This is a genomic window from Aeromonas sp. 30P (assembly GCF_051919805.1).
Classification (GTDB): domain Bacteria; phylum Pseudomonadota; class Gammaproteobacteria; order Enterobacterales; family Aeromonadaceae; genus Aeromonas; species Aeromonas veronii.
Genome location: NZ_JBQBEA010000001.1, coordinates 3,515,650 through 3,540,752, shown reverse-complemented (window position 1 = coordinate 3,540,752; position 25,103 = coordinate 3,515,650). Strand labels below are relative to the sequence as shown.

At 60.2% G+C, this 25,103-nt stretch carries 22 protein-coding genes; 5 read left to right on the top strand and 17 right to left on the bottom strand.

Features of this window, described 5'->3' with window-relative positions:
* Positions 1-29 precede the first annotated feature (29 nt).
* The 10 genes from ACTG2B_RS16410 to leuS form a co-directional block, all read right to left on the bottom strand.
* Positions 30-1,010, bottom strand: a complete 981-nt coding sequence (locus ACTG2B_RS16410) for a septal ring lytic transglycosylase RlpA family protein (RefSeq protein WP_128816657.1) — start codon at positions 1,008-1,010, stop codon at positions 30-32.
* Entirely contained in the window at positions 952-1,950 is a 999-nt protein-coding gene (gene mltB, locus ACTG2B_RS16405) for a lytic murein transglycosylase B (RefSeq protein WP_069554125.1), read from the bottom strand. Before mltB ends, ACTG2B_RS16410 begins: the two co-directional genes overlap by 59 nt.
* Positions 1,950-3,053, bottom strand: a complete 1,104-nt coding sequence (gene rodA, locus ACTG2B_RS16400; protein WP_005335170.1) for a rod shape-determining protein RodA — start codon at positions 3,051-3,053, stop codon at positions 1,950-1,952. Before rodA ends, mltB begins: the two co-directional genes overlap by 1 nt.
* Complete coding sequence (gene mrdA, locus ACTG2B_RS16395; protein WP_040066816.1) at positions 3,046-4,962, bottom strand: penicillin-binding protein 2; 1,917 nt, start codon at positions 4,960-4,962, stop codon at positions 3,046-3,048. The genes rodA and mrdA overlap by 8 nt, the downstream gene beginning before the upstream one ends.
* Positions 4,963-5,065: 103 nt before the next feature.
* Positions 5,066-5,533: a 23S rRNA (pseudouridine(1915)-N(3))-methyltransferase RlmH gene (gene rlmH / locus ACTG2B_RS16390; protein ID WP_076493650.1), complete on the bottom strand. Its 468-nt coding sequence runs from the start codon at positions 5,531-5,533 to the stop codon at positions 5,066-5,068.
* Between the two features lie 19 nt (positions 5,534-5,552).
* Positions 5,553-5,894: a ribosome silencing factor gene (gene rsfS, locus ACTG2B_RS16385; protein WP_005335165.1), complete on the bottom strand. Its 342-nt coding sequence runs from the start codon at positions 5,892-5,894 to the stop codon at positions 5,553-5,555.
* 103 nt (positions 5,895-5,997) lie between these two features.
* Positions 5,998-6,648 carry a nicotinate-nucleotide adenylyltransferase gene (nadD, locus tag ACTG2B_RS16380; protein WP_193860148.1) on the bottom strand — a complete coding sequence of 217 codons (651 nt, stop codon included), beginning with the start codon at positions 6,646-6,648 and terminating at the stop codon, positions 5,998-6,000.
* Positions 6,642-7,679 (bottom strand): DNA polymerase III subunit delta, encoded by a 1,038-nt coding sequence (holA, locus tag ACTG2B_RS16375; RefSeq protein WP_439996442.1) that lies wholly within the window; start codon positions 7,677-7,679, stop codon positions 6,642-6,644. The genes nadD and holA overlap by 7 nt, the downstream gene beginning before the upstream one ends.
* A complete protein-coding gene (locus ACTG2B_RS16370) occupies positions 7,679-8,161 on the bottom strand; it encodes an LPS-assembly lipoprotein LptE (protein WP_005335160.1) in 483 nt (160 codons plus the stop codon). Before ACTG2B_RS16370 ends, holA begins: the two co-directional genes overlap by 1 nt.
* Positions 8,162-8,366: 205 nt before the next feature.
* A complete protein-coding gene (gene leuS, locus ACTG2B_RS16365; RefSeq protein WP_439996441.1) occupies positions 8,367-10,943 on the bottom strand; it encodes a leucine--tRNA ligase in 2,577 nt (858 codons plus the stop codon).
* A 145-nt stretch (positions 10,944-11,088) separates the two neighbouring features.
* On the opposite strand from leuS, the gene ACTG2B_RS16360 reads away from it, so the two are divergent.
* Positions 11,089-11,583 (top strand): zinc ribbon-containing protein, encoded by a 495-nt coding sequence (locus ACTG2B_RS16360; protein ID WP_005335155.1) that lies wholly within the window; start codon positions 11,089-11,091, stop codon positions 11,581-11,583.
* Positions 11,584-11,665: 82 nt separating this feature from the next.
* On the opposite strand, the gene ACTG2B_RS16355 is transcribed toward ACTG2B_RS16360, so the two are convergent.
* From ACTG2B_RS16355 to fldB, 3 genes are all read right to left on the bottom strand, one after another.
* Positions 11,666-13,006: a TldD/PmbA family protein gene (locus tag ACTG2B_RS16355; RefSeq protein ID WP_439996439.1), complete on the bottom strand. Its 1,341-nt coding sequence runs from the start codon at positions 13,004-13,006 to the stop codon at positions 11,666-11,668.
* Positions 13,006-14,406: a TldD/PmbA family protein gene (locus ACTG2B_RS16350; protein WP_429202241.1), complete on the bottom strand. Its 1,401-nt coding sequence runs from the start codon at positions 14,404-14,406 to the stop codon at positions 13,006-13,008. The genes ACTG2B_RS16355 and ACTG2B_RS16350 overlap by 1 nt, the downstream gene beginning before the upstream one ends.
* 202 nt (positions 14,407-14,608) lie before the next feature.
* Entirely contained in the window at positions 14,609-15,127 is a 519-nt protein-coding gene (gene fldB / locus ACTG2B_RS16345) for a flavodoxin FldB (protein WP_429202239.1), read from the bottom strand.
* Positions 15,128-15,377: 250 nt separating this feature from the next.
* On the opposite strand from fldB, the gene xerD reads away from it, so the two are divergent.
* Positions 15,378-16,277, top strand: a complete 900-nt coding sequence (gene xerD, locus ACTG2B_RS16340) for a site-specific tyrosine recombinase XerD (RefSeq protein ID WP_429202237.1) — start codon at positions 15,378-15,380, stop codon at positions 16,275-16,277.
* Here the strand turns inward: xerD and ACTG2B_RS16335 are convergent.
* The gene (locus ACTG2B_RS16335; protein ID WP_069526433.1) at positions 16,274-17,809 is read right to left on the bottom strand and encodes a sensor domain-containing diguanylate cyclase; all 1,536 of its coding nucleotides are present in this window, start codon (positions 17,807-17,809) and stop codon (positions 16,274-16,276) included. The genes xerD and ACTG2B_RS16335 overlap by 4 nt on opposite strands.
* Before the next feature lie 86 nt (positions 17,810-17,895).
* Positions 17,896-18,306, bottom strand: a complete 411-nt coding sequence (gene mscL, locus ACTG2B_RS16330) for a large-conductance mechanosensitive channel protein MscL (protein ID WP_005335147.1) — start codon at positions 18,304-18,306, stop codon at positions 17,896-17,898.
* A gap of 316 nt (positions 18,307-18,622) precedes the next feature.
* On the opposite strand from mscL, the gene ACTG2B_RS16325 reads away from it, so the two are divergent.
* From ACTG2B_RS16325 to ACTG2B_RS16315, 3 genes are all read left to right on the top strand, one after another.
* Complete coding sequence (locus tag ACTG2B_RS16325) at positions 18,623-19,270, top strand: disulfide isomerase DsbC N-terminal domain-containing protein (protein ID WP_005335146.1); 648 nt, start codon at positions 18,623-18,625, stop codon at positions 19,268-19,270.
* Complete coding sequence (recJ, locus tag ACTG2B_RS16320; protein WP_439996435.1) at positions 19,236-20,966, top strand: single-stranded-DNA-specific exonuclease RecJ; 1,731 nt, start codon at positions 19,236-19,238, stop codon at positions 20,964-20,966. The genes ACTG2B_RS16325 and recJ overlap by 35 nt, the downstream gene beginning before the upstream one ends.
* A gap of 158 nt (positions 20,967-21,124) precedes the next feature.
* Positions 21,125-22,309 (top strand): MerR family transcriptional regulator, encoded by a 1,185-nt coding sequence (locus ACTG2B_RS16315; protein WP_439996433.1) that lies wholly within the window; start codon positions 21,125-21,127, stop codon positions 22,307-22,309.
* Positions 22,310-22,430: 121 nt separating this feature from the next.
* On the opposite strand, the gene lnt is transcribed toward ACTG2B_RS16315, so the two are convergent.
* Positions 22,431-23,975: an apolipoprotein N-acyltransferase gene (gene lnt / locus ACTG2B_RS16310; RefSeq protein WP_069526430.1), complete on the bottom strand. Its 1,545-nt coding sequence runs from the start codon at positions 23,973-23,975 to the stop codon at positions 22,431-22,433.
* A 148-nt stretch (positions 23,976-24,123) separates the two neighbouring features.
* A complete protein-coding gene (gene corC / locus ACTG2B_RS16305) occupies positions 24,124-25,008 on the bottom strand; it encodes a CNNM family magnesium/cobalt transport protein CorC (protein WP_005354092.1) in 885 nt (294 codons plus the stop codon).
* Positions 25,009-25,103: the final 95 nt, after the last annotated feature.

Below are 25,103 nucleotides of genomic sequence, written 5' to 3'. Positions count from 1 at the left end.
TTAGTCACATCCGCGGCAAAGGGGGGCGATCAGGGCACGATAAAGGCCTGTTCCAGCCCGCCCTGACGTACTTTTTCCAGCACACTTGCCTGCTGGTCGGCGGCGACCGGGCCAATCAGCACCCGGAAAATGGCGCCATGGGCATCGATCCGGTAGGGCACGCCGTAACGCTGGGTCATCACCTTGCCCATCGCCTCGGCCCGATCCCGGGAGCCGCTGGCCAGTACCTGGATCATCTTGCCATCACCACTGCTGGCAGGCGCTGCGGCCTTGGCTGGCGCTGGATTGACAGGTGCCGCTTTGGCGGGCTTGGCGGCGGGTGCCTTGACGGGAGCGGGTTCGGCAGCGGGAGTGGCCATCGCCAGTGCGGTTGGTTCACCCAAGAAGCCATCTTGCGACAGCGTGTTGGAGGCCGCAGCCGGAGTGGTCGGAGTCATTTCGATGGGCTTCATTGGCTCCATGATCACCATCTGATCCGGAGTGTCGCTGATCAGCTCCAGCCGTACTCGGGCCTCACCGCTATCGACCATCTCCAGCTGCTTGGCCGCTGCGTAGGAGAGGTCGATCAGGCGCGGGCTGTTGAAGGGACCGCGATCGTTGACCCGCACTATGGTTTCCAGCCCGTTGTCCAGATTGGTGACCCGCACATAACTCGGGATGGGCAGGTTGCGGTGGGCGGCACTGAACAGCTTGCTGTCCAGCACATCGCCGTTGGCGGTCTTCTGGCCGTCCAGATCCGGCGACAGCCAGCTGGCGGTGCCCTCTTCGCTGTAGTGTTTGATGTCGCGCCACACCTCATGCTTCTGCTTGCCGATCCAGTAGTCCCGGTTGCCGCTGGCACTCAGGGGCTCGGGGCGCGGAATGGCGCCGGTGGCTTGCGGGATCTCGATAACGGGTGGCTTGCTGACCGGTGCTTGCGGCTCGACGGGGGCGCTCTGTTCCGGCTGGCTGCTACAGGCGGCCAGCAACAAGCTCAGGCTGAGCGGGAGGAGTTTGTGACGAAGATGCATACGCTTCCTGAATGGCTTGGCTAAGTTGATACACCGCCATCGCATAGAGTGGGCTGCGATTGTAACGGGTGATCACATAAAAGTTATGCCGTGCGACCCAGTATTCCGGTCCATCGGCTTGGGCAAACGCCAGCAACTTGACCGGCGTCTGTGGGGCCAGCGGCGTGGCGAGCTCAATCCCTGCCGCCGCCAGTTCTGACCACTGTTGTGTTAACTCGGGCTCAGGCCTGAGTAGAGGTTCGACTGCCATCAACCCGATCTGGGCCGGTTCCACCACGGATTCGCCCCAGCGCCACTGGTGACTGGCAAAATAGTTGGCCACGCTGCCGATGGCATCGACCGGGTTGGCAAACAGATCCCGCTTGCCATCCCCGTCAAAATCGACGGCGTAGTGGCGATAGCTGGAGGGCATGAACTGCCCCATCCCCATGGCGCCGGCATAGGAGCCCTTGAGGGTATCGAGTTGCCACCCTTCCTCTTTGGCCAGCACCACAAGCTGGGCAAACTCCTTGGCAAAGAAGTCGCTGCGCTCCGGGTAGTGGAACCCCAGGGTGTAGAGGCTATCGAGCACCGGATGACGGCCCATCTGGCGACCATAGAAGGTTTCTACCCCTATGATGGCCACGATGAGCGAGGCGGGCACCCGATAGGTCTGCTCCGCGCGAGCCAGCGTCTCGGCATGTTGTTGCCAGAACTGCTGGCCATCACGGATGCGATCCGGGGTAACAAACAGCGGCCGGTAGCGATGCCAGGGTTTGGCCTCCCACGGCTTGCTGATGGTGTCGAGCACCTCTTGGCGCAACTGGGCGCGGGCGACCGCGGCCTGCAACTCCGCCAGCGGCACCTGTTGCTGTTCGGCGAGCAGGGCCAACCGATCCGGCGCCACAGCGGCGGTCGCCATCGTGGTGGCGAGCGAGAGCAGCAATCCGACCCGTCTCATCAGGCGAGCAGTCTTCTATGAGTCTGGATGGACATCAGTATGCCAAAGCCGGCCATCAGGGTCACCATGGAGGTACCGCCATAGCTCACCAGCGGCAGGGGCACCCCTACCACCGGCAAGATGCCGCTCACCATGCCCATGTTGACGAACACATAGACGAAGAAGGTGAGGGTGATGGCGCCGCCCAGCAGTCGCTCGAAACTGTTCTGGGCCTGCATCGAGATAAACAGGCAGCGGCTGATGACGTAGAGGTAGAGCACCAGCAGCAGGGCAACCCCCACCAGACCGAACTCTTCGCTGAATACCGCGAAGATGAAGTCGGTGTGGCGCTCGGGCAGGAACTCCAGCTGGGACTGGGTCCCTTGCAGCCACCCCTTGCCAAAGACGCCGCCGGAGCCGATGGCAATCTTGGACTGGATGATGTGGTAGCCGCGGCCGAGCGGGTCTTTCTCCGGGTCGAGCAGCATCAGCACCCGCTGGCGCTGGTAGTCGTGCATCAGGAAGAACCAGAGCACCGGCATAAAGGCCAGCATCAGCAGGACCGCCAAACCGATCAGCCACCAGCTGAGCCCCGCCAGGAAGATGACGAAGAAGCCGGAGGCGGCCACCAGAATGGAGGTGCCAAGGTCAGGCTGGGCGGCGATCAGCAGGGTGGGCAGCAGCACCATGATGAGGGCGATCACCACATGGCTGAACTTGGGGGGCAGCGAGTGGCGACTGAGCCAGGCGGCCACCATGATCGGCATGGAGAGCTTCATCACCTCGGAGGGCTGGAACTTCATAAAGCCCAGATCGAGCCAGCGCTGGGCCCCCTTGCCGATGTGGCCGAATACGTCCACCGCAATCAGCATCAGCACCACCACGGCGAACAGCGGCACCGACCAGCGGGCGTAGAGGGAGGGGGGCAGCTGGGCCAGGCCGATCATCAGGGCAAAGGCGAGACCGCCGCGCACCAGCTGGCGCACGATGGAGTCCATATCCTGACCGGAGGCGGAGTAGAGCACCACCATGGAGAGGGTCATCACGGCCAGCAGACCGAGCAGCAGGGGCAAGTCGATATGCAGCTTGTACCAGATGCTCTGCTGGCGGGCAGAATTACTCATTGGGAGCGACCTCACTCGGTTGGGACGGCTTTTCCGGTGCCGGTGGCAGTTGCGGATCAGGGGGCAGCAGATAGGCATCCAGCATCTGGCGAGCAACGGGTGCCGCATTGGTACTGCCACCACCGGCGTTTTCCAGCACCAGTGCCACGACTGCCTTGGGTGTTTCATAGGGGGCAAAGGCGACAAACAGGGCATTGTCGCGGTGCTCCACTTTCATGGTTTTGGCGTTGTAGACCTGATTCTCTTTCATGTTGACCACCTGGGCGGTGCCGGACTTGCCTGCCGCCACATAGGGGGTGTTGGCAAAAGCGCGACGGCCGGTACCCTCGTGGCCGTTGATCACTCGCCACATCCCCTCACGCGCCACCTGCCAGTAGCTGTCGCTCTTGGTTTTGAGCGCCATGTTCGGGTTGATCGGTGCATCGACCACTCCCGCCTGGGAGGCGGTGCTCTTGAGCAGGTGCGGGGTCACATCGTGACCGTTCTGGGTCAGGATGCTGATCGCCTTGGCCAGCTGGATTGGCGTGGCGCTCCAGTATCCCTGACCGATACCGATGGAGATGGTGTCCCCCTGATACCAGGGCTGACGCCAGCGGGCCATTTTCCAGTCACGGGACGGCATGACCCCCTTGGTCTCTTCATAGAGGTCGACGCCACTGTACTGACCGAAGCCGAACTTGGTCATGTAGCTGTGGATCTTGTCGATGCCGACCCGATAGGCGAGATCGTAGAAATAGGTATCTGCCGAGACCTCGATGGCGCGATAGACATCGAGCCAGCCGTGTCCCCAGCGACGCCAGTCGCGGAACTTCTTGGTGGTGCCGGGAATGGAGAAGCTCGGGCCGCCGAAATAGCGGTAGCCCGGGGTAATGGCCCCCTCGTTGAGCCCCATCACCGACATCATGGGTTTGACGGTGGAGGCTGGGGCATAAATGCCCTGAGTGGTGCGGTTCACCAGCGGCCGCGCCGGATCGTTGAGCAGCGCCGAGTAGTTGGCGCTGGAGATGCCGGTCACGAACAGGTTGGGGTCATAGCTGGGGCTCGACTCCATGGCGATGATGGCGCCGGTTCTCGGGTCCATCATCACGATGGCGCCGCGCTGGCCGGCCAGCAGTTGCTGGGCCTTGAGCTGCATCCGGACGTCGATATTGAGGTAGATATCCTTGCCGGGAATAGGCGGCTGGAACTTGAGGGTACGGACAATCCGGCCGCGGTTGTTCACCTCGACCTCCTGATAGCCCGCCACGCCGTGCAGCTCATCCTCGTAATACTTCTCCACCCCCTGCTTGCCGATATCCTTGGTGGCCGCATAGTTGGCGAGTTTTTCTTCCTTCTCGAGGCGCTCCACGTCACGGGTGTTGATCTTGGCCACATAGCCCAAAGCGTGGGTGAGGGTGTCACCAAACGGGTAGTAGCGTTTGAGGTAGGCCTCGATGCTGGCGCCCGGGTAGTTGTGCTGGTTGACCGAGAAGAGGGCTACCTGATATTCGGTCAGCTTCTCGTAGAGGGGGACCGGCTTGAAGCGGCGCTGGCGTTTCACTTCGGCGAGGAACTTCTCCTTGGTACCCTCCGGCAGACCCAGCAGGGTGATCAGCTGGTCGGCGGTTTTTTCGAGATCTTTGGTCTCTTCCGGCACAATTTCCAGACTGTAGACCGGGCGGTTTTCCGCCAGCAGCACGCCGTTGGCGTCATAGATGAGGCCCCGTGGCGGCGCCACCGGCACCACGCGGATTCGGTTGGAGTTGGAGCGAGTCTGGTAGGTGTCGTAGGACTCGACCTGCAGATAATAGAGATTGCCCAGCAGCACCAGCATCAGCACGACGATGCCGATGTAGGCTACCAGGGTGCGCCGGAAGAACAGATTGCCCTCGGCACTGTGATCGCGCATTTCGATGCGTTGTTTCAGCATGCCTTTACCTCAAGACCCTTGGGGGCAATAAGAGCAGGAACTGCATTGTTCACTCTCTGTGATAGGGGGGAATATGAGAGGTGAGACTCCAGAGACGCATGGCTCACTCTCTATGATACGGATGATTGGTGGTGATGCTCCAGGCCCGATAGAGGCTCTCTGCCACCAGCACCCGCACCAGCGGATGTGGCAGGGTGAGCGGTGACAGTGACCAGCTCTGTTCGGCGGCAGCCTTGCACTCGGGGGACAAGCCTTCCGGCCCGCCTACCAGCAGGGCTACATCGCGGCCATCGAGTTTCCACGCCTCCAGCTGGGTAGCCAGCTGCTCCGTGGTCCAGGGCTTGCCCGGAATGTCGAGGGTGACGATGCGCGAGCGCCCCGCAGCCGTCAGCATGGCTTCCCCTTCCTTCTGCAGGATGCGCGGAATGTCGGCATTTTTGCCCCGTTTGCCTGCGCCAATCTCGACGAGTTCAAACGGCATGTCTTTGGGGAAGCGGCGACGATACTCTTCGAAGCCATGCTCTACCCAGGCGGGCATCTTGGTGCCCACCGCAATCAACTGGATCTTCATGGTCGTTACACTTGTGCTCTTATTGCGTATTCATTTGAGCGGCACCGCTCCACAGCTTTTCCAGTTGGTAGAAGTCACGATGTTCATCCTGCATCACATGCACGATCACCGAGCCCATATCTACCAGCACCCATTCACCGCTCAGTTGCCCTTCCACGCTCAGCAGATCCAGACCCGCGTGGCGGGCCTCGCTGGCCAGATGGTGGGCAATGGCGCTGACGTGACGACTGGAGTTGCCGGAACAGATGATCATGGTGTCAGTAATGCTGGATTTGCCACGTACATCGAGGGTGATGATGTCGCGGCCTTTCATGTCATCGATCTTGTCGATGATAAAGGCATGCAATTCTTGGCCTTGCAATGAGTCTCTCCTGTATTCCGGCGCGCAGCGTTTGCGTCAGAGCGGCGGATTATATCATGGTCACTCCCGTTTCCCATCGGGTGGGGCAGGATTACGACAGGGGCTAGCGGCGGTTGGCGCGGTAGAGCCCCTGTTGATCAATATAGTGCGCAACCGACTCGGGCAAGAGGTAGCGGGTGTCTTGCCCCTCATCCAGCAAGGCTCGCAGTCGGGTGGCTGACAGTTCGATGGGCTGGTTGTCCGCCAGCCAGATATGACCGGCCAGACGCTGATGCAGCGCGTTGGCATCTGTGGTGTGATGGCGCGCCAGCAACTGTGCCACCCCGGCCGGATAATCCGGTTGCCAGCCCGGCCGCACGCTTACCACCAGATGGGCATGGTCGAGCAGCTCCTGCCAGCGGTGCCAGCTTGGCAGGCTCAGCAGTGAATCCATCCCCATCAGAAAACAGAGCGGCGTATCGGGCAGTTCATGACGCAGCTCGATAAGGGTATCGATGGTGTAAGAGGGCTTGTCCCGTCTCAGCTCCCGCTCATCTACCACAAAGTGGTGGTTCTCCGCTGCCGCCAGTTTGACCATGGCGAGACGCTGTTCGCTGGAGCAGAACGGATTGGCACGGTGGGGCGGGATATGGTTCGGGATCAGCCGCATCTCGGCCAGCCCGAGGGCATCGCGCGCCTCGATGGCCGGGCGCAGATGGCCGATATGGATAGGATCGAACGTGCCCCCCAGCAGGCCAATGGGCGCCTTCAGCACGGGCTGCTCTCCATCACCAGCGGCAGCGGGGTGCCATCACGAAAGCCGAGGGCAATGGTCTGCAGCATCAGCCAGGCCTGTTCGGTATCGAAGCGGCGCTGGGCATCGTCCAGCTGGGCCATCAGTTGCCACAGTTGCTGCAACTTGGCAAACGGCAGTCGGGTCAGTGCTTGCTGAATGAGCTGCTGGCGGCTCTGCCAGATGCGCAGGCGGCTGAAGTGCTCACCCAGCGGCTGGCCGTTGCGCATCGCCAACGACAGCTCGGTCAGCTGCTCCAGCTCGCGGCAAAGGGTCCAGGCCAGCATCCCCGGCTCGGTGCCTTCGGCCCGCAGGGCGGCCAGAATGCGCTGGGCCCGGTTCACCTTGCCCTCCAGCAGGGTATCGACCAGCTGGAACGGGGTGAAGTGGGCGTGGCGGATAATGGTCTCTTGCAGATAGGTGACGCTGATGGGCTGGGACGGCGAGAGCAGGGTCAGCTTCTCGATCTCCTGACTGGCGGCCAGCAGGTTGCCCTCGTAGGAGTGGCACATGAAGTTGATGGCATCCGGCAGCGCCTTGAGGCCGAAACGCGCAAAACGGGCGCTCATCCAGCGCGGGAAAAACTTGGGCTCCGGATGGTTGACCGGCACATAGGTGCCAATTTGGTAGAGCTTGTCGAACCAGGCTGCCTTCATCTGGGTCTGGTTGAGGCGACCGCCACTCAGCACCAGCAGCAGGTCGGGGTGGAGCTGCTTGCCAATGTCGCTGATGCGGGCAGCGAGATCCTTGTCCACCTTGGCGGGCAGCTCCAGCTCGATGATCTGGCGGGCGGAGAAGAGGCTCATGGCTTGACAGGCATCGTAGACCTGATTCCAGTCCAGCCCCTGTTCCACCACGAAGGTGTGGCGCTCATCGAAACCCTGCTTGCGGGCGATCTGACGGATGGCATCGATGGCCTCCAGTCGCAACAGGGGCTCGTCGCCAAAAACGAGATAGCAGGGCCGAAGCCCTGCTTTGAGGTGGTCACCAAATTGTTCCGGGTAAATCCGCATCAGAAGCTGACCTGACTCAACTGCCGGATCACCTGATTGGCCGCCTGCTCCTGCATCTCGCGGTTGAGCTGCTCCTGCTCACGGGAGGAGGCGAGCGCTGCATCCGGCTTGTTGAGGAAGCTGCGGTTGAAGTTGATGGGGAAGACCTGAGTCGGCTTGCCCGGCACCGAGATGGTGAACTGGGTACCAAAGCCCAGCACATATTCGGTGTCCGTCCCCAGCGCGTTGACCGAGGCGACCTGACTGGTGCTGCCTACGCCGCCCAGAGTGAGCACCGGAATGCCCTCCTTGTCGGCCAGGGTCACGCCAGAGGCCTTCAGACGGGTGGTAACCATCCGGTAGAAGTCGCTCTTGTTGTCGCCCACGACCTTCATGGTCATCAGCTCGCTCGGAATGCCGTTGCCGCGCATGTGAAAGCCGCAGCCTTGCAGCAGCAGACCAGCCAGCACGATGGCCATCCAGCGGGTGAAGATGGTGCCCATAGAAAATCCTCTTTGCATTAAGGGAAAGCGGCGGGCGCAGGGCCCGCCGTTATCATCCGTTTGCTGTCACAGATTGGCAATGATCAGTTGGCAGCCAATTAGTTAGCGACAATGTTGAGCTGTCATGGGCCGGTACGTCGTTACCCATGAGTGGCCACACAGTCAGCCAAGGTCGCCAAATGGTATGACATCAGTTGGCAACCGATCAGTTAGCGACAATATTGAGCAGCTTGCCAGGTACATAGATCACCTTGCGCACGGTCAGCCCGTCGGTGAACTTCTGCACGGAGGCATCAGCCATCGCCAGCTTCTCGACGTCGGCCTGGCTGATCTCGGCCGGCACGGTCAGTTTTCCGCGCATCTTACCGTTGATCTGTACCACCACCAGCTTCTCGGTCTCGACCATGGCCGCTTCATCGGCCACCGGCCAGGCTGCGTGATCGATGTCGTCGCCCTTGCCCAGCATCTTCCACAGCTCGAAGCCGATGTGCGGAGTGATGGGGTAGAGCATGACTACCACAGCTTCCAGTGCTTCCTGCATCAGGGCGCGGTCCTGCTCGTCGTTGCCCAGCTTGGAGAGATTGTTCATCAGCTCCATGATGGCGGCGATGGCGGTGTTGAAGGTCTGACGGCGACCCACGTCGTCGCTCACCTTGGCGATGGTCTTGTGCAGCTCGCGGCGAATGGCTTTCTGCTCGTTGGAGAGGGCAGCTACATCGAGTGCGGCAACGGCGCCACCGGAGACGTGCTCGAAGGTGGTGCGCCACAGGCGACGCAGGAAGCGCTGGGCACCCTCTACGCCGGAGTCGGACCACTCCAGGGTCATCTCGGCCGGCGAGGCGAACATCATGAACAGACGGACGGTATCGGCGCCGTAACGCTCGACCATCAGCTGCGGGTCGATGCCGTTGTTCTTGGACTTGGACATCTTGGTCATACCGGAGTGAATCACTTCACGGCCTTCGTTGTCGATGGCCTTGGTGATGCGACCCTTCTCGTCACGCTCTACCTTGACGTCGGTCGGGCTGACCCAGACGTTGCCGCCCTTCTCGTCCTTGTAGTAGAAGGCGTCGGCCAGCACCATGCCCTGACAGAGCAGACGCTTGAACGGCTCGTCGCTGTTCACGAGACCCGCGTCACGCAGCAGCTTGTGGAAGAAGCGGGCGTAGAGCAGGTGCATACAGGCGTGCTCGATGCCGCCGATGTACTGATCCACCGGCAGCCAGTGGTTGGCAGCCGCCGGATCCAGCATGCCCTTGTCGTAGTCCGGAGAGCAGTAGCGCGCGTAGTACCAGGAGGACTCCATAAAGGTGTCGAAGGTATCGGTCTCGCGGAACGCTTCCTGACCGTTGTAGGTGGTCTTGGCCCACTCGGCATCAGCTTTGATCGGGCTCTGGATACCGTCCATCACCACGTCTTCCGGCAGCAGTACCGGCAGCTGGTCTTCCGGCGTCGGCACTACGGTACCGTCAGCCAGAGTCAGCATCGGGATGGGGGCACCCCAGTAACGCTGACGGGAGACACCCCAGTCACGCAGACGGTAGTTTACGGTACGCTTGCCCTTGCCGAGCCCTTCCAGCTTGCTGGCGATGGCATCGAAGGCGCCCTGGAAGTCGAGACCGTCGAACTCGCCGGAGTTGAACAGCACGCCCTTCTCGGTGTAAGCCGCGTCGCTCACGTCGACGTCGCCATCAACCGGCTTGATGACCGCCTTGATGTCGAGGCCATATTTGGTGGCGAACTCGAAGTCACGCTGATCGTGGGCCGGAACCGCCATCACGGCGCCGGTGCCGTAGTTCATCAGCACAAAGTTGGCGACCCAGACCGGTACCTTGCGGCCATCCAGCGGGTGAATGGCATAGAGGCCGGTGGCCATGCCCTTCTTCTCCATGGTGGCCAGTTCGGCTTCGGCTACCTTGGTGTTCTTGCACTCTTCGATAAAGGCGGCCAGTTCCGGGTTGTTTTCGGCGGCCTGCAGGGCCAGCGGGTGGCCGGCGGCGATACCGACATAGGTGACGCCCATGAAGGTGTCCGGACGGGTGGTGTAGACCTCCAGCTGCTTAGCCTGATCTTCGATGGCGAAGCTGATGTTGACCCCTTCGGAGCGGCCAATCCAGTTGCGCTGCATGGTCTTGACCATTTCCGGCCAGCCTTCCAGATTGTCGATGTCGCTGAGCAGCTCTTCGGCGTAGTCGGTGATCTTGATGAACCACTGGGGGATCTCTTTCTGCTCCACCGGGGTGTCACAGCGCCAGCAGCAGTTGTCGACCACCTGCTCGTTGGCCAGTACGGTCATGTCGTTCGGGCACCAGTTGACGGAGGAGGTCTTCTTGTAGACCAGACCCTTCTCGTAGAGCTTGGTGAAGAACCACTGCTCCCAGCGGTAGTAATCCGGTTTGCAGGTGGCGATTTCACGATCCCAGTCATAACCCAGACCCAGCATCTTCAGCTGGTTCTTCATGTATTCGATGTTTTCGTAGGTCCAGGGCGCCGGCGCGGTATTGTTTTTGATCGCGGCGTTCTCGGCCGGCAGACCGAATGCATCCCAACCGATGGGTTGCAGCACGTTCTTGCCATTGAGGCGTTGATAACGGGAGATCACATCACCTATGGTGTAGTTACGAACGTGCCCCATGTGTAGTCGACCAGACGGATAGGGGAACATGGACAGGCAGTAGAACTTCTCCTTGTCTACCTTCTCCACGGCCTTGAAGGTTTTCTTGGCATCCCAGTGCTTTTGCGCTGCTGGTTCGATTGATTGGGGAACGTATTGCTCTTGCATTGGTGACATCCGGATCTGTGAAATGAATAGATAAATCAGCTGGGAAATCGCAATAGAATACCCATATCCTGCGGCGGCAACAACCGCCAGCGTCCCTTGGGCCTTAAGCCGGGCCAGATCAGGGTTTAGTAGAGGAGTTAGAGCCATGGACAAACGTCAAAAAGGGTACGAAGCCTTCATTGCCGAGCTGCAAAAACAGTGGCAAGAGACTGAAGAGTTCCAGGGGGAGCGCCTCAACCGGATGATTGCCAAGGTGCAGGCCTATCTGGAGGCTGCCAGCGACCTGACTCAGGACGAACTGGCGCTCATCGCCGAGTACGTGAAGCGGGATCTGGGCAACTATGACGAGGGGCGCCATGACGATAGTGCGCAGGTGGAAGAGTCTGCCTTTATGCTGGCCCTGAAAGACACCGCCTGGTCCTGGCTGGCGGATGTGACCGACCGCGCCCAGGTGGAGTGGCGCGAGCTGGCCGACGAGCTCGAGCACAAGGGGGTTTACGAAGCGGGTGATTGGGTAGGGCTCGGTGTCATGGTGTGCGACCAGTGCGGCTGGCGCCATACCGTGCTACACCCACAACAGCTCGATACCTGCCCCGAATGCGGCTGCGCCGAGTATCATCGCGAGCCGCTCTCGCCCTGAGTCAGGCCTCAAGGCGGACGAGATAACGAGAAAAAGGCGCCATAAGGCGCCTTTTTCTTGCTTGCAGGTTTCGTCGGGGCGTTTACTTGCCCGCGACGGAGAGACCGCCAAAACGGATCTGCGGGGCGTAGAAGCCCTTGCCGTCGTTGTGGTGCAGGGTATCCCCGACCGCTTCCAGCTCGCCCAGCAGGCGGTAGAAGTTGCCTGCTACCGTGATGCCGCGCACTGGCTGCAGGCGTACGCCATCGCGACAGAGGAACCCTGACGCGCCAAAGGAGAAGTCACCGCTCACCGCATCGGCACCGGAGTGCAGGCCATCCAGCTTGACCAGCTCCAGATAGTCGCCGCTCTGCACCTCCGCTTCGCTATGGGGGCCCGCGCCAAACACCAGATGGCGAGCGGTCACATCGAGGGCACTGCGGGCGCCGCGGGCGGCCGAGCCGTTGCTGGCCACACCAAAGTGGCGGGCGGTGGCGCTGTTGTGGAGCAGGGTTTTCAGCTCCCCTTCGCCAATCAGCAGCAGATCCGAGCTGGCCGCCCCCTCGCCATCAAACGCCTTGATGTTCATGCCGCCCGGCATATAGACCCGGCTTTCCAGAGTAAGCCAGCGTGACGCCACGCTCTGGCCGACCTTGCTGCGCCAGGGGTTGATCCCCTGCTGGGCCCACTTGCCCGACAGCACGCCCTGAAAGCAGCCAAACAGGCTGGCAAAGCAGTTGGTACTGAAGATGACGCTGTAGCGACCGCTCGGCACCGCTTCACCGGGCAGCAGGCCATCGGCGATGGCGTAGATCTGCTCGATCAGGGCCTGACTGTCCAGCTCGTCGAAGCGACGGCCATACTGGCCCTGCGAGTGCATCGACTGGCGGCCATCCCGTTCCACCAGCGCCGAGGTGTAGCAGCCGACGCTGAACTCGCCGTGCTGGCAGAGGGTACCCTGACTGTTGGCGAGCCAGATCTGGCTCTCCCCTTCGAAGAAGCTGTTGTAGGGGGCGCCGCTCACATCGGGCATGGCCAGCATGTCAGATTCCAGGCGCAGGGCCAGAGCGATCTTCTCCTCAACCGGCGTGGTATCGGGCTGGTTGATCTCGGCGCAATCTGTGGTGATCCGGCTATTGGCCACCGAGATGCGCTGGTCCGCATCCACCTTGGCAAAGCGGCTGGCATCGAGCGCATCCTGCAGCATGGCATCCAGCGCCAGCTCATCGAGGGATTCCGAGTAGGCGACGCCGACCCGGCCCTCTTTGATCAGGCGAATACCGAGTTGCTGGCTGCTGGTGACCTTGTATTCACCCAGCTCGCCCTTGTCTGCCTTGAGGGAGAAGGCCTTCTCCTGATTGGCGATGATGTCTGCCTCGGCGCCGAGGTCGGCCACCTTGCCGAGCAGGCAGGTGAGCAGTTGGTTCATGTCAAGTTGGCTCATCAGGCGTTCCCTCCCACCAGAATATTGTCTACTTTGAGGGCCGGCTGGCCCACCGAGGTGGGAACCGAGCCCGAGACAGAGCCGCACATACCGGCGGCCAGCGCCAGATTGCGGCCCACCATGGAGATCTCTTTCAGCACCTGCGGGCCGGTACCGATCAGGGTGGCTGACTTGAGCGGTTTGGTGATTTTGCCGTGCTCGATGAGGTAGGCCTCTTGCACATTGAAGTTGAATTCACCGGTGCCGGGCTGTACCGAGCCGCCCCCCATCTTCTTGGCGTAGATGCCATGTTCGACGGTGGCCAGCATATCGTCGAGGCTGTGGTTGCCCGGTTCGATATAGGTGTTGCGCATGCGCGAGGTGGGGGCGTACTTGTAGGATTCGCGCCGCCCCGAGCCGGTGCGTGCGTAGCCCGTTTTGAGGGCACCCATTCTGTCCACCAGAAAACCGGTCAGCACGCCGTCCTTGATGAGCTGGGTATGCTGGGTCGCCATCCCCTCGTCATCGACGTTGATGGAGCCCCAGGCGTTGCCTTGCAGTCCCTCGTCCACCGCATTGACCACCGGATTGGCGATGAGCTGGCCCATCTTGTCGTGGAATACCGACGCCTTCTTGGCCACCGAGGTGGTCTCCAGCAGATGACCACACGCCTCGTGGAAGATGACGCCGCCAAAGCCGTTCTCCATGATGACCGGCAGGGTGCCGCTCGGGCAGGGAGCCGCGCCCAGTTTCACCAGCGCCTGACGGGTGGCAGTGAGGGCCAGCTCGCGCGGATCGATGCGATCGGCATGCTCCCAGCCCATCAGGGCGCCGGGGGCCTCGTAACCGACGCTCTGCTCGCTCCCTTCCATGGCGATGGTCTGGGCCATGATGCGGTTGTAGTGGCGGCGATCGGCGACTTGCACCCCTTCGCTGTTGAAGATCTCCACCTCCTGCTCCCAGCCCAGCACGTTGCCGGAGAACTGGCTCACCTTGTCGCTCTCGGCGCGGGCCGCAGCATCCATGGCGTGCAGATAGGCGATCTTCTGCTCCAGCAGCTTGTCTGCCGACAGCGGCAGCGCGACCGGGTTGCGATCGTTCAGGCGGGTGAAATCGAAGGCGGTGGCGGTCACCACGGGGTCGCGGCGGTCTTTGGCCGCCAGCAGGGTGACAATGCGCAGCAGCTCGTCGCGGCTGGCCAGATTGGTGTAGCCGTAGAGCACCTTGTGGCCGTAACAGAGGCGCACGCCGATGCCGAAATCGAGGCCGCCGCTGATGTTCTCTATCTGGCTGGAGAGCAGGCTGAGCTGGCTGCGGCGCTTGCGCTCGACAAACAGCTCGGCGAAATCGGCACCCAGCGCCAGCGCGTGATCGAGCACGTCACGGGCGATGGTGGGGGCCAACAGGGAGAATGGGGTCATAGAATATCCTTTTCTGGTCTGTCCGTTTGCTTCCGACATCCGGCTCTGATTGTTATGGGATGTCGAGTCCATTGTTGCAGACCAGCACAAAAAAGTCGCTATAGCGTCATGCGATGATACCGATTGAGAAAATCGGTGCGATAACTGCGCCCGGCGGCCAGGGCCAGGCGCTCAGGGTCGTTTTGCCAAAACGTGGGAAAGATCAGAGCAGGGCGTGGATTTCGCTCAGGATCTGCTCGACCCACTGCTCGATGCGCGGATCGGTCTGGTCATATTGGTTGGCATCATCGAGGGCCAGCCCGACGAAGTGACGGCCATCGTCGATCAGTGCTTTGGAGGCATCGAATTCGTACCCTTCGTTGGGCCAGTAGCCCACCAGCTTGACTCCTTTTGGCACCAGCTGGTCGTGCAGCATGCCGAGGGCGTCCTGGAACCATTCGCCATAACCGAGCTGATCGCCGAGGCCAAACAGGGCCACGATGCGTCCCTCCAGATGGAGGTCGGCGATATCTTCCCAGCGGGACTCCCAGTCCTCCTGCAGTTCGCCAAAATCCCAGGTGGAGATGCCGAGGATCAGGACCTCGTAATCCTCCATCAGGCGCAGGGAGACATCCTTGATATTGTGAATATCCACCAGCTCGGGGCCGATGAGGGCGCGGATCTTCTCGGCAGCCATCTCGGTGTAGCAGGTGGTGGAACCGTAAAACAGACCAATCTTCATCGCTCTTCTCTCTGTTGGCGCTTTCTCGCTTGCTTTTGGCGCGTTCTCGCATGCTCGTGTGGGCTGCGCCATGTTGGCAACACGATGGGTAACGTAAGGGGAGGGCGCCAGTCTAGCAGATTGCCATTCGACCTTCACCGCCCGGCAAGGGGTGTGGCAAACGTGCCTTATCTTTCCAATGAAAGTGCCTTGTCTTTCCAAGGAGTTGGCGCGTTACAATGGGCCATCTTTCCCCTTATTGCAGCGCACCATGAGCAAACCCGACCCCCATCCCCTGATTGAACCCTTTCTCGATGCCCTCTGGCTGGAGCGGGGATTGTCTGACAACACGGTCAGCTCCTATCGCAGCGATCTGGAGAAGTTCTCCCTCTGGCTCGACGAGCAGGGGAGCTCGCTGCTGCTGGCGGGGATGGACGAGATCCAGCACTACCTCGCCTGGCGGGTCGATCACCAGTTTGCGGCCAGCAGCACCGCCCGTTTTCTCTCGGCCTTGCGCCGTTTCTATCAGTATCTCAACCGTGAGAAGCTGCGCAGCGATGATCCGACCGTGCTGCTGGAGGGGCCCAAGCTGCCGAAAAAACTCCCCTCCGATTTAAGCGAAACGGAGGTGGATGCGTTGCTGAGTGCGCCGCTGGTGGATGACCCGCTGGAGCTGCGGGACAAGGCAATGCTGGAACTGCTCTACGCTACCGGCTTGCGGGTTTCCGAGCTGGTGGGGCTCACCGCCGAGCATGTCAGTTTGCGGCAGGGCTTGGTGCGGGTTATTGGCAAGGGTAACAAGGAGCGGTTGGTGCCGATGGGCGAGGAGGCGATGCACTGGCTGGAGCGTTACTACCGAGAGGCCCGCACCCTGCTGCTGGGGGGCACCACTTCGGATGTGGTATTTCCCTCCAAGCAGGCCCGTATGATGACCCGCCAGACCTTCTGGCACCGCATCAAGCTCTATGCCCTGCGGGCCGGGATTAACGGCGAGCTATCCCCCCATACCTTGCGCCACGCCTTCGCCACCCATCTACTCAACCACGGCGCCGACCTGCGAGTGGTACAGATGCTGCTGGGCCATGCGGATCTCTCCACCACCCAGATCTACACCCATGTGGCCAACGAGCGACTCAAGGCGCTGCACGGTGAGCACCACCCCCGCGCTTAAGCCCGTTGCAGGCGATTTTTGCCCGCTTGTTTAGCCTGATACAGGGCTGCATCGGCGCGGGCCATCACACTGTCTGGCGCATCATTCAGGGATTCGGCAATGCCACCGCTAAAGGAGACGCTTAAGCCCTTTTCACGCCAATCCTGTTGCCCCATGCTGATACGCCACTGCTCCATCAACTGCTGTGCACTAGCAATATCCGTCTGTTCAAAAATGGCGACCAGCTCTTCCCCCCCAAAGCGGCACAGGGTTGCCTGTTCCTCCAGCAATTGGCTACCTAGCTGAGCGGTGCGTTTCAAAACGGCATCACCGATGGGATGACCATAGGTATCATTTATTTTTTTGAAGTTATCAATGTCGATAATCGCCAATATATATTGGCTATTTTCTTTATGTAGAGTTGCGAGCACCTCTTCCAAATGACGGCGGTTGTACACGCCGGTTAATGCATCACGCAGCGATTTTTCTGTTTCGGCCTGCATTTTGTCTGAAATCATTACAATTTCATCCTCCAGTTCCTCTATGCCTGCCAGCTTGGGGATAATAATTTGTTGCCCTGGAGGGGTGATACGCAATTGTCTAACAACTTGTACCAATGTGCTGATTGTATGCTCCAGACGTTGCCTGAAAATAATAGCAACCAGTGTGAATATCGATAATGATAATACCAGAGTGATAAATATAGTAGGCAGTATCTCACCAATCAAAATATCGCTCTCGAATGGAAATACAGTAATAACCAGCCACGATGGGTTGTTGTGAAGGGCGTGATATGAAATGAGATCACCATTTTTACTCATTAAGGTACCATTCCTGCCTTTCAATTCAGAAATCCATGGTTGGTCAAGTCGACTGCCGTTTTCCTGAGGGTCGCTGTGAGCCACAATCATCTTACTGCCTCGGTCAAAGAGCATATATACAACATTGTTACTACTCTCCAGAATCCGCCCTATACGTGCTGAAAATACTTTCAAGTTCAGGTCGATGCCAATCACGCCAAGAAATTCCCCCTGGTTATTAAAAACAGCATGGGAAAGGGTGACGACCGGCATTTTTTCAATCGCGTCAATGTAAGGGGAACTCCAGATATTGATGCCGGGATGCTCGATAGCATTGCGGTACCATGGACGTTCCGACTCTTTGAACTCAATCGGGGTAGGATGAAGAGAGAAATTGATATGCTTGTTATCCTGAAGCATGTAGTACACGGTTTTTATTGGGCCATCAGGGTAAAGAAGGTATTGCCAAATGTCGCGATAACGTTGTTTTAATTCCGGGGGAAGGTCTCCATTATTCTCAGTAATGTCGGCAATGATGATATTTATTTGCCTCTCAACCGAAGATAGTGAGTTATCCCATTGCTGCGCAGTACTATCGTTAAAAAATCTGGCGGTGCTTAGCAAGGTGTTTTTCTGCATAACAGAAAAAAGGTACGCACTACCCAATGTGGTCAAAACAAGTGGCAGCGCAAGCAGCAAAAGAAAACGGAGAATAAAGCTGTGATTGGAGTTTGCAGCATTGGAGGTTTGCATAGTCACGACGCCTATATAACTTTACGCTATCTAACCATAGCCCATGGGCATCGTGACACACATACACACCAGTCTGGGGAGTCGGCTTAACGCTCCTGTTGAGATTTCAGCAGATCACGGATCTCGGTCAGCAGCTCCTGATCCTTGGTCGGGCCTGCCGGGGCGGCGGCTTCCTCTTCCTGCTTTTTCTTCAGGGTGTTGATGGCCTTCAGTCCCATGAAGATGGCGAAGGAGATGATCAGAAAGTCGATGATGGTCTGGATGAACTTGCCATAGGCGATGACCACGGCGGGTGTTGCACCTTCTGCGGCCTTCAGGGTGACCGCCAGGTCGCTGAAGTCCACGCCGCCCAGGATCAGGCCGATGGGCGGCATGATCACGTCACCGACAAAAGAGGAGACAATTTTGCCGAAGGCGGCACCAATGATGATACCGACCGCCATGTCGATGACGTTGCCGCGGGCGGCAAAGGCTTTGAACTCTTGAATCAGACTCATTATTTCCTCCGAAATTAAACAAGATAGCGCGTTGATTACCCTTGCCAAAGGGCGAACTCTTGTCAGGAAAAACAGAGGCTAAGCCGCGTTATTCCTGTCGTCCTGACTAGCTTGCGGGCGTTATGAGTCCTTGGCAATCGGGGGGAACCATTTTTTTGGTACAAAGTGATATTAATTTTTTGGTAAGTAGCTGGTTGAATGATGAACTGTGCTGCTGTAGTTTGCTGGGTCGATTCATTCATACCACGTGAGTAAACAAGTGAAGTATTTACTACTGGGAATGATGCTTTTGTGCACATTTGCTGCCAGAGCGGGGATGGATACCCAAGCCTTGAAACAGACCATCACGGCCCGGCTGGGGGTCCCCGTCTATCTGGTTGAACCGACCCCGATTGCGGGGTTGTATATGCTGGGCACCTCACAGGGGGTGCTCTACAGCGATGCCAAAGGGGATTATGTGGTGCAGGGGGTCATGCTGGATATGACTCGCGACATGAAGAACCTGACCATCTCGGGTATGCGTGAGCAGCGCCGACTGGGGCTGGCGCAGGTGGCTCATGCCCCCATCGTGCTCAAGGCTCGGGATGAGCGTCACCGGGTTGCACTGTTTCTCGGCGAGCAGGACGCAAAGCGCCGTCAGCTCTCCGGCACCTTGCAACACCTGCAGGCATCCGGGGTGAGCGTGGCTCTCTATCCGGTGATTGATCACGCCGAACGCGCCGCCGACTGGTGCAGCGATCCCCTGCTGCAAAATGATCCGTTAAAAGCCTATTTGCCTCAAACGGCATGTAGTGAGACCCTTATCCAAAATATTGGCCTGAGCCAATGGTTGGGGGTCAAGGTACTGCCGGCCTGGGTCTCCTCTGACGGGGATCTGGTGCGCGGGTATCAGAGCCCCGAACAGCTGCTCAAGATACTGGATCATATTGATGTCCCTGCAAATCCGTCGTCGTCCGCGAGTTGATGATTCCCATCTGCCTGCCACCCTGCATCCCCTGCTTCGCCAAATCTTCGCCAGCCGTGGCGTAGAGGATCCAGCCCTGCTGGAGCGCAGCGCCAGTCAGCTGTTGCCGCCCCAGCGCCTCTATGGCATGGAACAGGCGGTGCCGCTGCTGGCGGATGCCCTGACTGCCCAGAAACGGATCCTTATCGTCGGCGACTTCGACTGCGATGGTGCCACCAGTTCGGCCCTGTGTGTGCTGGCCCTGCGCGCCATGGGCGGTCGCCACATCGATTTTCTGGTGCCCAACCGCTTCGAGTTTGGCTACGGCCTCACCCCCGAGATTGTCGAGCTGGCGGTGGCCCGCGGCGCCGAGTTTCTTATCACGGTGGATAACGGCATCTCCAGCATCGCCGGGGTGGCGGCTGCCAAGGCGGCTGGTATGCAGGTACTGGTTACCGATCACCATTTGCCGGGTCAGGAGCTGCCTGATGCCGATGTCATCGTCAACCCTAACCAGCGCGGTTGCGATTTCCCCTCCAAGTCCCTGGCCGGGGTGGGGGTGGCCTTCTACCTGATGGCGGCCCTCAACACCCATCTGCGTCAGCTTGGTTGGTACGAACGGCAAGGGTTGCGCGCCCCCAATGTGGCGGATTACCTCGACCTGGTGGCCCTCGGCACGGTCGCCGACGTGGTGGCGCTCGATGGCAACAACCGCATCCTGGTCCATCAGGGGTTGCAGCGGATCCGGGCCGGCCGCTGTCGCCCCGGCATTCAGGCGCTGGTGGATGTGTCGGGTCGCGATGGTCGCCGTCTCACCGCCGCTGACCTCGGTTTTGCACTGGGGCCACGCCTCAATGCGGTAGGGCGCCTCGATGATATGTCCCTTGGGGTCGCCTGTCTGCTCTGTGATGACCTCAATCTGGCGCGCCAGCTTGCGGCCGAGATGGACAGCCTCAATCAGGAGCGCAAGGAGATCGAGCAGGGGATGCAGCAGGAGGCCCTCGCCACTCTGGAGCAGATCCGGTTTCGCGATGGCGAGGTGCCGTCGGGCATAGTGCTGCACCGCAACGAGTGGCATCAGGGGGTGGTGGGGCTGGTGGCCTCCAAGGTGAAGGAGAAGTACTACCGCCCGGTCATTGCCTTTGCCGAGAGCAGCGAGACCGAGCTCAAGGGCTCCGGCCGCTCCATCCCCGGGGTGCACCTGCGCGATGCGCTGGAACTGCTCGATACCCGCCATCCGGGCCTGATGGGCAAGTTTGGCGGCCATGCCATGGCGGCTGGGTTGACCCTGCCCAAGGCCAACATCGAGGCGTTCGGTCGGGCCTTTGAGGCGGTCATCAGCGAGCTGGTGACCCCCGAGCTGCTGACCGGAGTGCTGCTCACCGACGGCGAGTTGTTGCCGGATGAGCTCAACCTCGAGCTGGCGGAGCTTATTCGCGCCTCCGGCCCCTGGGGCCAGGCCTTCCCCGAGCCACTGTTCGACGGCGAGTTCGTGCTGGTGCAGCAGCGGCTGGTGGGGGAGAAGCACCTCAAAATGATGCTGACAACCGATTCCGGTCACGCGGTGGATGCCATCGCCTTTGGCGTCGATCTCAAGCGCTGGCCCGATGCCTCGGTCAAGCGGGTGCGGCTTGTCTACCGGCTTGACGTCAACGAGTGGCGCGGCAACCGCAGCGTGCAGCTGCTGGTCGAACATCTGGAGGCGGCCGGTCTCTGAGCCGGTAGCATTGCTGCTCTGATCGCTGACATCGCCCACCCTTGGGTGGCCGTTTTTGATGGCGGACCTCTGGAAAAGGGCGTTGACCTGTCTATAGCTTCACAGTTTAAGCTCATCTCTATCGGGTCACTTGAGGGCCCGCACCGTGAGTGATTGCCATGAAAATATCCGAACTGGCCCGCCGCTGCGGCCTCGCCCGCTCCACCCTGCTCTATTACGAGAAGCTGGGGGTGATTGCCGGTACCCGGGCCGCCAACGGCTATCGCCACTATGACGAGGGGGATCTGCAGCGACTGCAGATGGTGCAGGCCCTGCAGGCGGGTGGTATCAGCCTCAAGCAGTGCCTCGCCTGTCTGGCTGGCGAGATAGATCAAGCGGCATTGCAGGCCCGGGTCAGGGAGCTGGATGAAGAGCTGGCGCGGATGCAGCGTGCCCGGGATCTGCTGGCGGATCTGGCAGGGCTGCGCCCGCGCTCCGGTGAGGAATTCAAGGCCTGGCAGCTGCAACTGCAGCGCGAGGCACCGGATGCCTACTTCGCGTGGGTGATGACACAGGGTTTTAGCGAGAAAGATCGCTACCACTTGCAATGGTTGAGCAAAGACATGAATGAACATGAGCGTTACATCAAAAACTTTATCCAGCTGCTGGATGGCATGAGTTACTGGGGGCCGGGGGATCGCGCCTTCACTCAGCAGCAGTTTGCCGCCTTGCCCATCCGGCCGAGCCGGATCCTCGACATGGGCTGTGGGCGCGGTGCCTCGACCATGGCGCTGGCTCAGGTGACCGATGCCGCCATCGTAGCCATCGATCTGGAAGAGGAGGCACTGGCCGCCGTGGCGCACTCCGCCCGTGCAGCGGGCTTTGAGCATGTCTCCACCCTCTGCGCCAACATGGCGGCACTGCCGGACGATTTGGCCCCGGCCGACCTCATCTGGGCAGAGGGGAGCGCTTACGTGATGGGGGTTGCCAATGCACTGAAGGCGTGGCGCCCGCTGCTCGCGAGCCCACAGGCTTGCATCGTGCTGAGTGATGCGGTCTGGCTGACCGATAACCCGCCCGAGGAGGCATTGGCATTCTGGCAGCAGGATTATCCCGCCATGCAGACGCTGGCGGGCCTGCTTGAGACGGTACAAGCGGCAGGCTACCGCTGCCTGTCACACACTCCCTTGCCGATGAGCGCCTGGAACAACTATCTGGACCCTATTGAGGTCAATCTGGTGCGCTATCGAGACGAGCTGGGGGAGAGTGCCGCCTGGCAGGACTTGAGCCGGGAAGTGGCCATCCACCGCCAATATCTGGGCAGTTACGGCTATGTGATCTGCTGCCTGCAAAAAGATAAGTGATTAGCTGTCGTAAAAAAACGAGGCGCCTGCGGGCGCCTCGTTGTTTATCAGGGATTAGCTGTCGTAAAAAAACGAGGCGCCTGCGGGCGCCTCGTTGTTTATCAGGGATTGCGGATGGCCATTACAGCTCGCGGGCCCAGGGGTGGGCCTTGGGGCGCAGCGCCAGCGCCAGACCCAGCAGCAGCACGGTCAGGCCATAGAGGGGCCAGCTGCCAAAGCGCATGTAGGGGGTCTCGCCGTGGGCGGGACGTACCTCGCTGCGCAGCACGCCCGCTTCAAACTGCGGGATCTGGCCGATAATGCTGCCGTCAATCTCGGTGACGATAGTGATACCGGTGTTGGTGTCGCGCAGCAGCGGACGAGCCAGCTCCAGCGCGCGCATCCGGGCGATCTCCATATGCTGCCAAGGACCGATGCTGGTGCCGAACCAGGCGTCGTTGGAGACGGTCAGCAGGAAGTCGGTATCGGCATTGACGTTGCGGCGTACCTCCTCTGGGAAGATGATCTCGTAGCAGATGGCGGCGGCAAACTTGAGCCCCTTGGCGATCAGGTTTGGCTGCACTTCGTCACCCCGGCTGAAGGAGGACATCGGCAGGTTGAAGAAGGGGGCGATGGGGCGCAGCAGATCTTCAAACGGCACGAACTCGCCGATGGGCAGCAGGTGGTATTTGTTGTAGCGGTTGGAGTGGTTGTAGAAGTAGGACTCCTTGCCATCCGCATCCTGCACCCCCATGCCGAGCACGGTATTGTAGAAGCGCTGTTGCTGCTCGTCGTAGTGAATGATCCCAGCCAGCAGGCCGGTATCGTTCACCTTCATCGCCTTGTCCAGATTCTCCAGATAGGGGCCCATCGCCTTCTCGATGGCCGGGATCGCCGACTCCGGCCAGATGATGATGTCGGCATCCTGATTCTCGCGGCTCAAGTCCTGATAGGTGCGCACCGTGGGGGCCAGCGCCTCCGGATCCCATTTGAGGGATTGGGCGATATTGCCCTGCACCAGCGCCACCTTGACCGGCTCGCCACGGGTCACCCAGTTGAGCTGCATCAGACCGTGGGCACCGGCCACCAGCAGGGCGGGCACCGCCAGCCAGAGCGGGGAGCGGGATTTCCACACCAGCCAAATGGCGGAGGCGGAGAATAGCAGTGCCAGGGTGATGCCCTGTACCCCGAGAATGGGGGCAAAGCCCTTGAGGGGGCCGTCGATCTGGCTGTAGCCAAACCAGAGCCAGGGGAAGCCGGTCATCACCCAGCCACGTAGCCAGTCAGCCACTAACCACAGGGCCGGGAAGGCGAGCAGCCAGCGGCTCCAGTGACGGCCGCCAAAGAAGCGGGCAAAGACCCAGCAGGCGAGCGTCGGGTAGAGTGCCAGATAGGCGGAGAGCCCGGCCAGCAGGACGAAGGCGACCGGCAGCGGGATGCCGCCAAACTCGGTCATGCTGACGTGGATCCACCACAGCCCCGGCAAAAAGAGTCCCATGGCGTAGCCAAAACCGCGCCAGGCGGCCTGTTTCGGCGTGGCTTTGTCCAGCAGGGCGTAGAGGCCAAGCAGGGAGGGGATCACCAGCGGCCAGTAGCCGAAGGGGGAGAAGGCCAGCACGGCGATGGCACCAGAGGCCAATGCACTGAGGCTTAACAGAATTTTGGAAGTAACAGGGGATAATCTCACGGGCGATGGTGCTCGTCTTGGTGTGCAACTGGGGTCGAATGGCCGGTATCTTAACCTGTAAGCGGGGCAACGGCGAGCCTCGATGCCGGTGGCAGAGAGCACAACGCCCCGAGGTCGGGGCGTTGTTTCACACATCGAGCGGATCTGCTTATTGCGGCTCGGATTGCGCCGCCGCGTGGTGCTCGGGGATCTTCACCTGCAACTGTTGCAGACGGCGCCGGTCGGCATGCATCACCTTGAACAGGTAGCCATCCAGCTCGATCTCCTCGCCCTTCTTTGGCAGGTGGCTGAAGGCGTGCATCACCAGACCGCCCACCGTATCCACCTCTTCATCGCTGAATTTGGTGCCGAAGAAGTCGTTAAAATCCTCGATCTCGGTCAGGGCACTGATGGAGAAAACCCGCTTGCTGAGGCGGCGGATTTCGTCCGGTTCATCCTCGATGTCGTCAAACTCGTCGTCGATCTCGCCAACGATCAGTTCCAGTATGTCTTCGATGGTCACCAGACCGGAGACGCCACCAAATTCGTCGACCACGATGGCCATGTGGTAGCGCTCTTCACGGAACTCCTTGAGCAGACGGTCAACCCGTTTGCTTTCCGGTACGATCACCGTGGGGCGCAAGATTTTCTCGAGCTGCAGCGGCTCGCTGGCGTGATGGCCGCCAAACCCGAAGGGGAGCAGATCCTTGGCGAGCAGAATGCCCTCCACATGGTCCTTGTCCTCGTTGATCACCGGGAAGCGGGAGTGGCCGGACTCGATGATCACCGGCAGGATTGCATCCACCGGTTGGGACTTCTCGATGGTCACCATCTGGGAGCGGGGGATCATGATATCGCGCACGCGAAGATCGGCGATCTCCAGCACCCCTTCGATCATGTCCTTGGTGTCCTGATCGATGAGGTCGCGCTCTTCGGCATCGGCTATCACGTCTACCAAATCATTGCGGTCTTTTGGCTCGCCCTGGAAGAGTTGGCTGAGTTTGTCGAGCCAGGTTTTCTTCGGCGAGCCGGTACTAGGGTGATCGTCGGTCATTTTCTCTCTTGGTTACTCGTATGAACACACTTGAAATAGTTCGGGTTATATAAGGATGGCCATCTGCTGTTTCAAGACGATGACCATCCGGTTCT

Bases quoted from the DNA above. Each gene is read 5' to 3' on its own strand.
- xerD (WP_429202237.1), top strand. From the start codon at position 15,378: ATGAGCAAACCCGACCCCCATCCCCTGATTGAACCCTTTCTCGATGCC.
- rlmH (WP_076493650.1), bottom strand. From the start codon at position 5,533: ATGAAGATCCAGTTGATTGCGGTGGGCACCAAGATGCCCGCCTGGGTA.
- ACTG2B_RS16410 (WP_128816657.1), bottom strand. From the start codon at position 1,010: ATGCATCTTCGTCACAAACTCCTCCCGCTCAGCCTGAGCTTGTTGCTG.
- rodA (WP_005335170.1), bottom strand. From the start codon at position 3,053: ATGAGTAATTCTGCCCGCCAGCAGAGCATCTGGTACAAGCTGCATATC.
- holA (WP_439996442.1), bottom strand. From the start codon at position 7,679: ATGCGGATTTACCCGGAACAATTTGGTGACCACCTCAAAGCAGGGCTT.
- ACTG2B_RS16325 (WP_005335146.1), top strand. From the start codon at position 18,623: ATGGATACCCAAGCCTTGAAACAGACCATCACGGCCCGGCTGGGGGTC.
- ACTG2B_RS16355 (WP_439996439.1), bottom strand. From the start codon at position 13,006: ATGAGCCAACTTGACATGAACCAACTGCTCACCTGCCTGCTCGGCAAG.
- corC (WP_005354092.1), bottom strand. From the start codon at position 25,008: ATGACCGACGATCACCCTAGTACCGGCTCGCCGAAGAAAACCTGGCTC.
- mscL (WP_005335147.1), bottom strand. From the start codon at position 18,306: ATGAGTCTGATTCAAGAGTTCAAAGCCTTTGCCGCCCGCGGCAACGTC.
- ACTG2B_RS16315 (WP_439996433.1), top strand. From the start codon at position 21,125: ATGAAAATATCCGAACTGGCCCGCCGCTGCGGCCTCGCCCGCTCCACC.
- ACTG2B_RS16335 (WP_069526433.1), bottom strand. From the start codon at position 17,809: ATGCAAACCTCCAATGCTGCAAACTCCAATCACAGCTTTATTCTCCGT.
- mltB (WP_069554125.1), bottom strand. From the start codon at position 1,950: ATGAGACGGGTCGGATTGCTGCTCTCGCTCGCCACCACGATGGCGACC.
- ACTG2B_RS16370 (WP_005335160.1), bottom strand. From the start codon at position 8,161: ATGGGCACCATCTTCACCCGCTGGATGGCCATCGTGCTGGCTGGTCTG.
- fldB (WP_429202239.1), bottom strand. From the start codon at position 15,127: ATGAAGATTGGTCTGTTTTACGGTTCCACCACCTGCTACACCGAGATG.
- mrdA (WP_040066816.1), bottom strand. From the start codon at position 4,962: ATGCTGAAACAACGCATCGAAATGCGCGATCACAGTGCCGAGGGCAAT.
- ACTG2B_RS16360 (WP_005335155.1), top strand. From the start codon at position 11,089: ATGGACAAACGTCAAAAAGGGTACGAAGCCTTCATTGCCGAGCTGCAA.
- ACTG2B_RS16350 (WP_429202241.1), bottom strand. From the start codon at position 14,406: ATGACCCCATTCTCCCTGTTGGCCCCCACCATCGCCCGTGACGTGCTC.
- leuS (WP_439996441.1), bottom strand. From the start codon at position 10,943: ATGCAAGAGCAATACGTTCCCCAATCAATCGAACCAGCAGCGCAAAAG.
- recJ (WP_439996435.1), top strand. From the start codon at position 19,236: ATGTCCCTGCAAATCCGTCGTCGTCCGCGAGTTGATGATTCCCATCTG.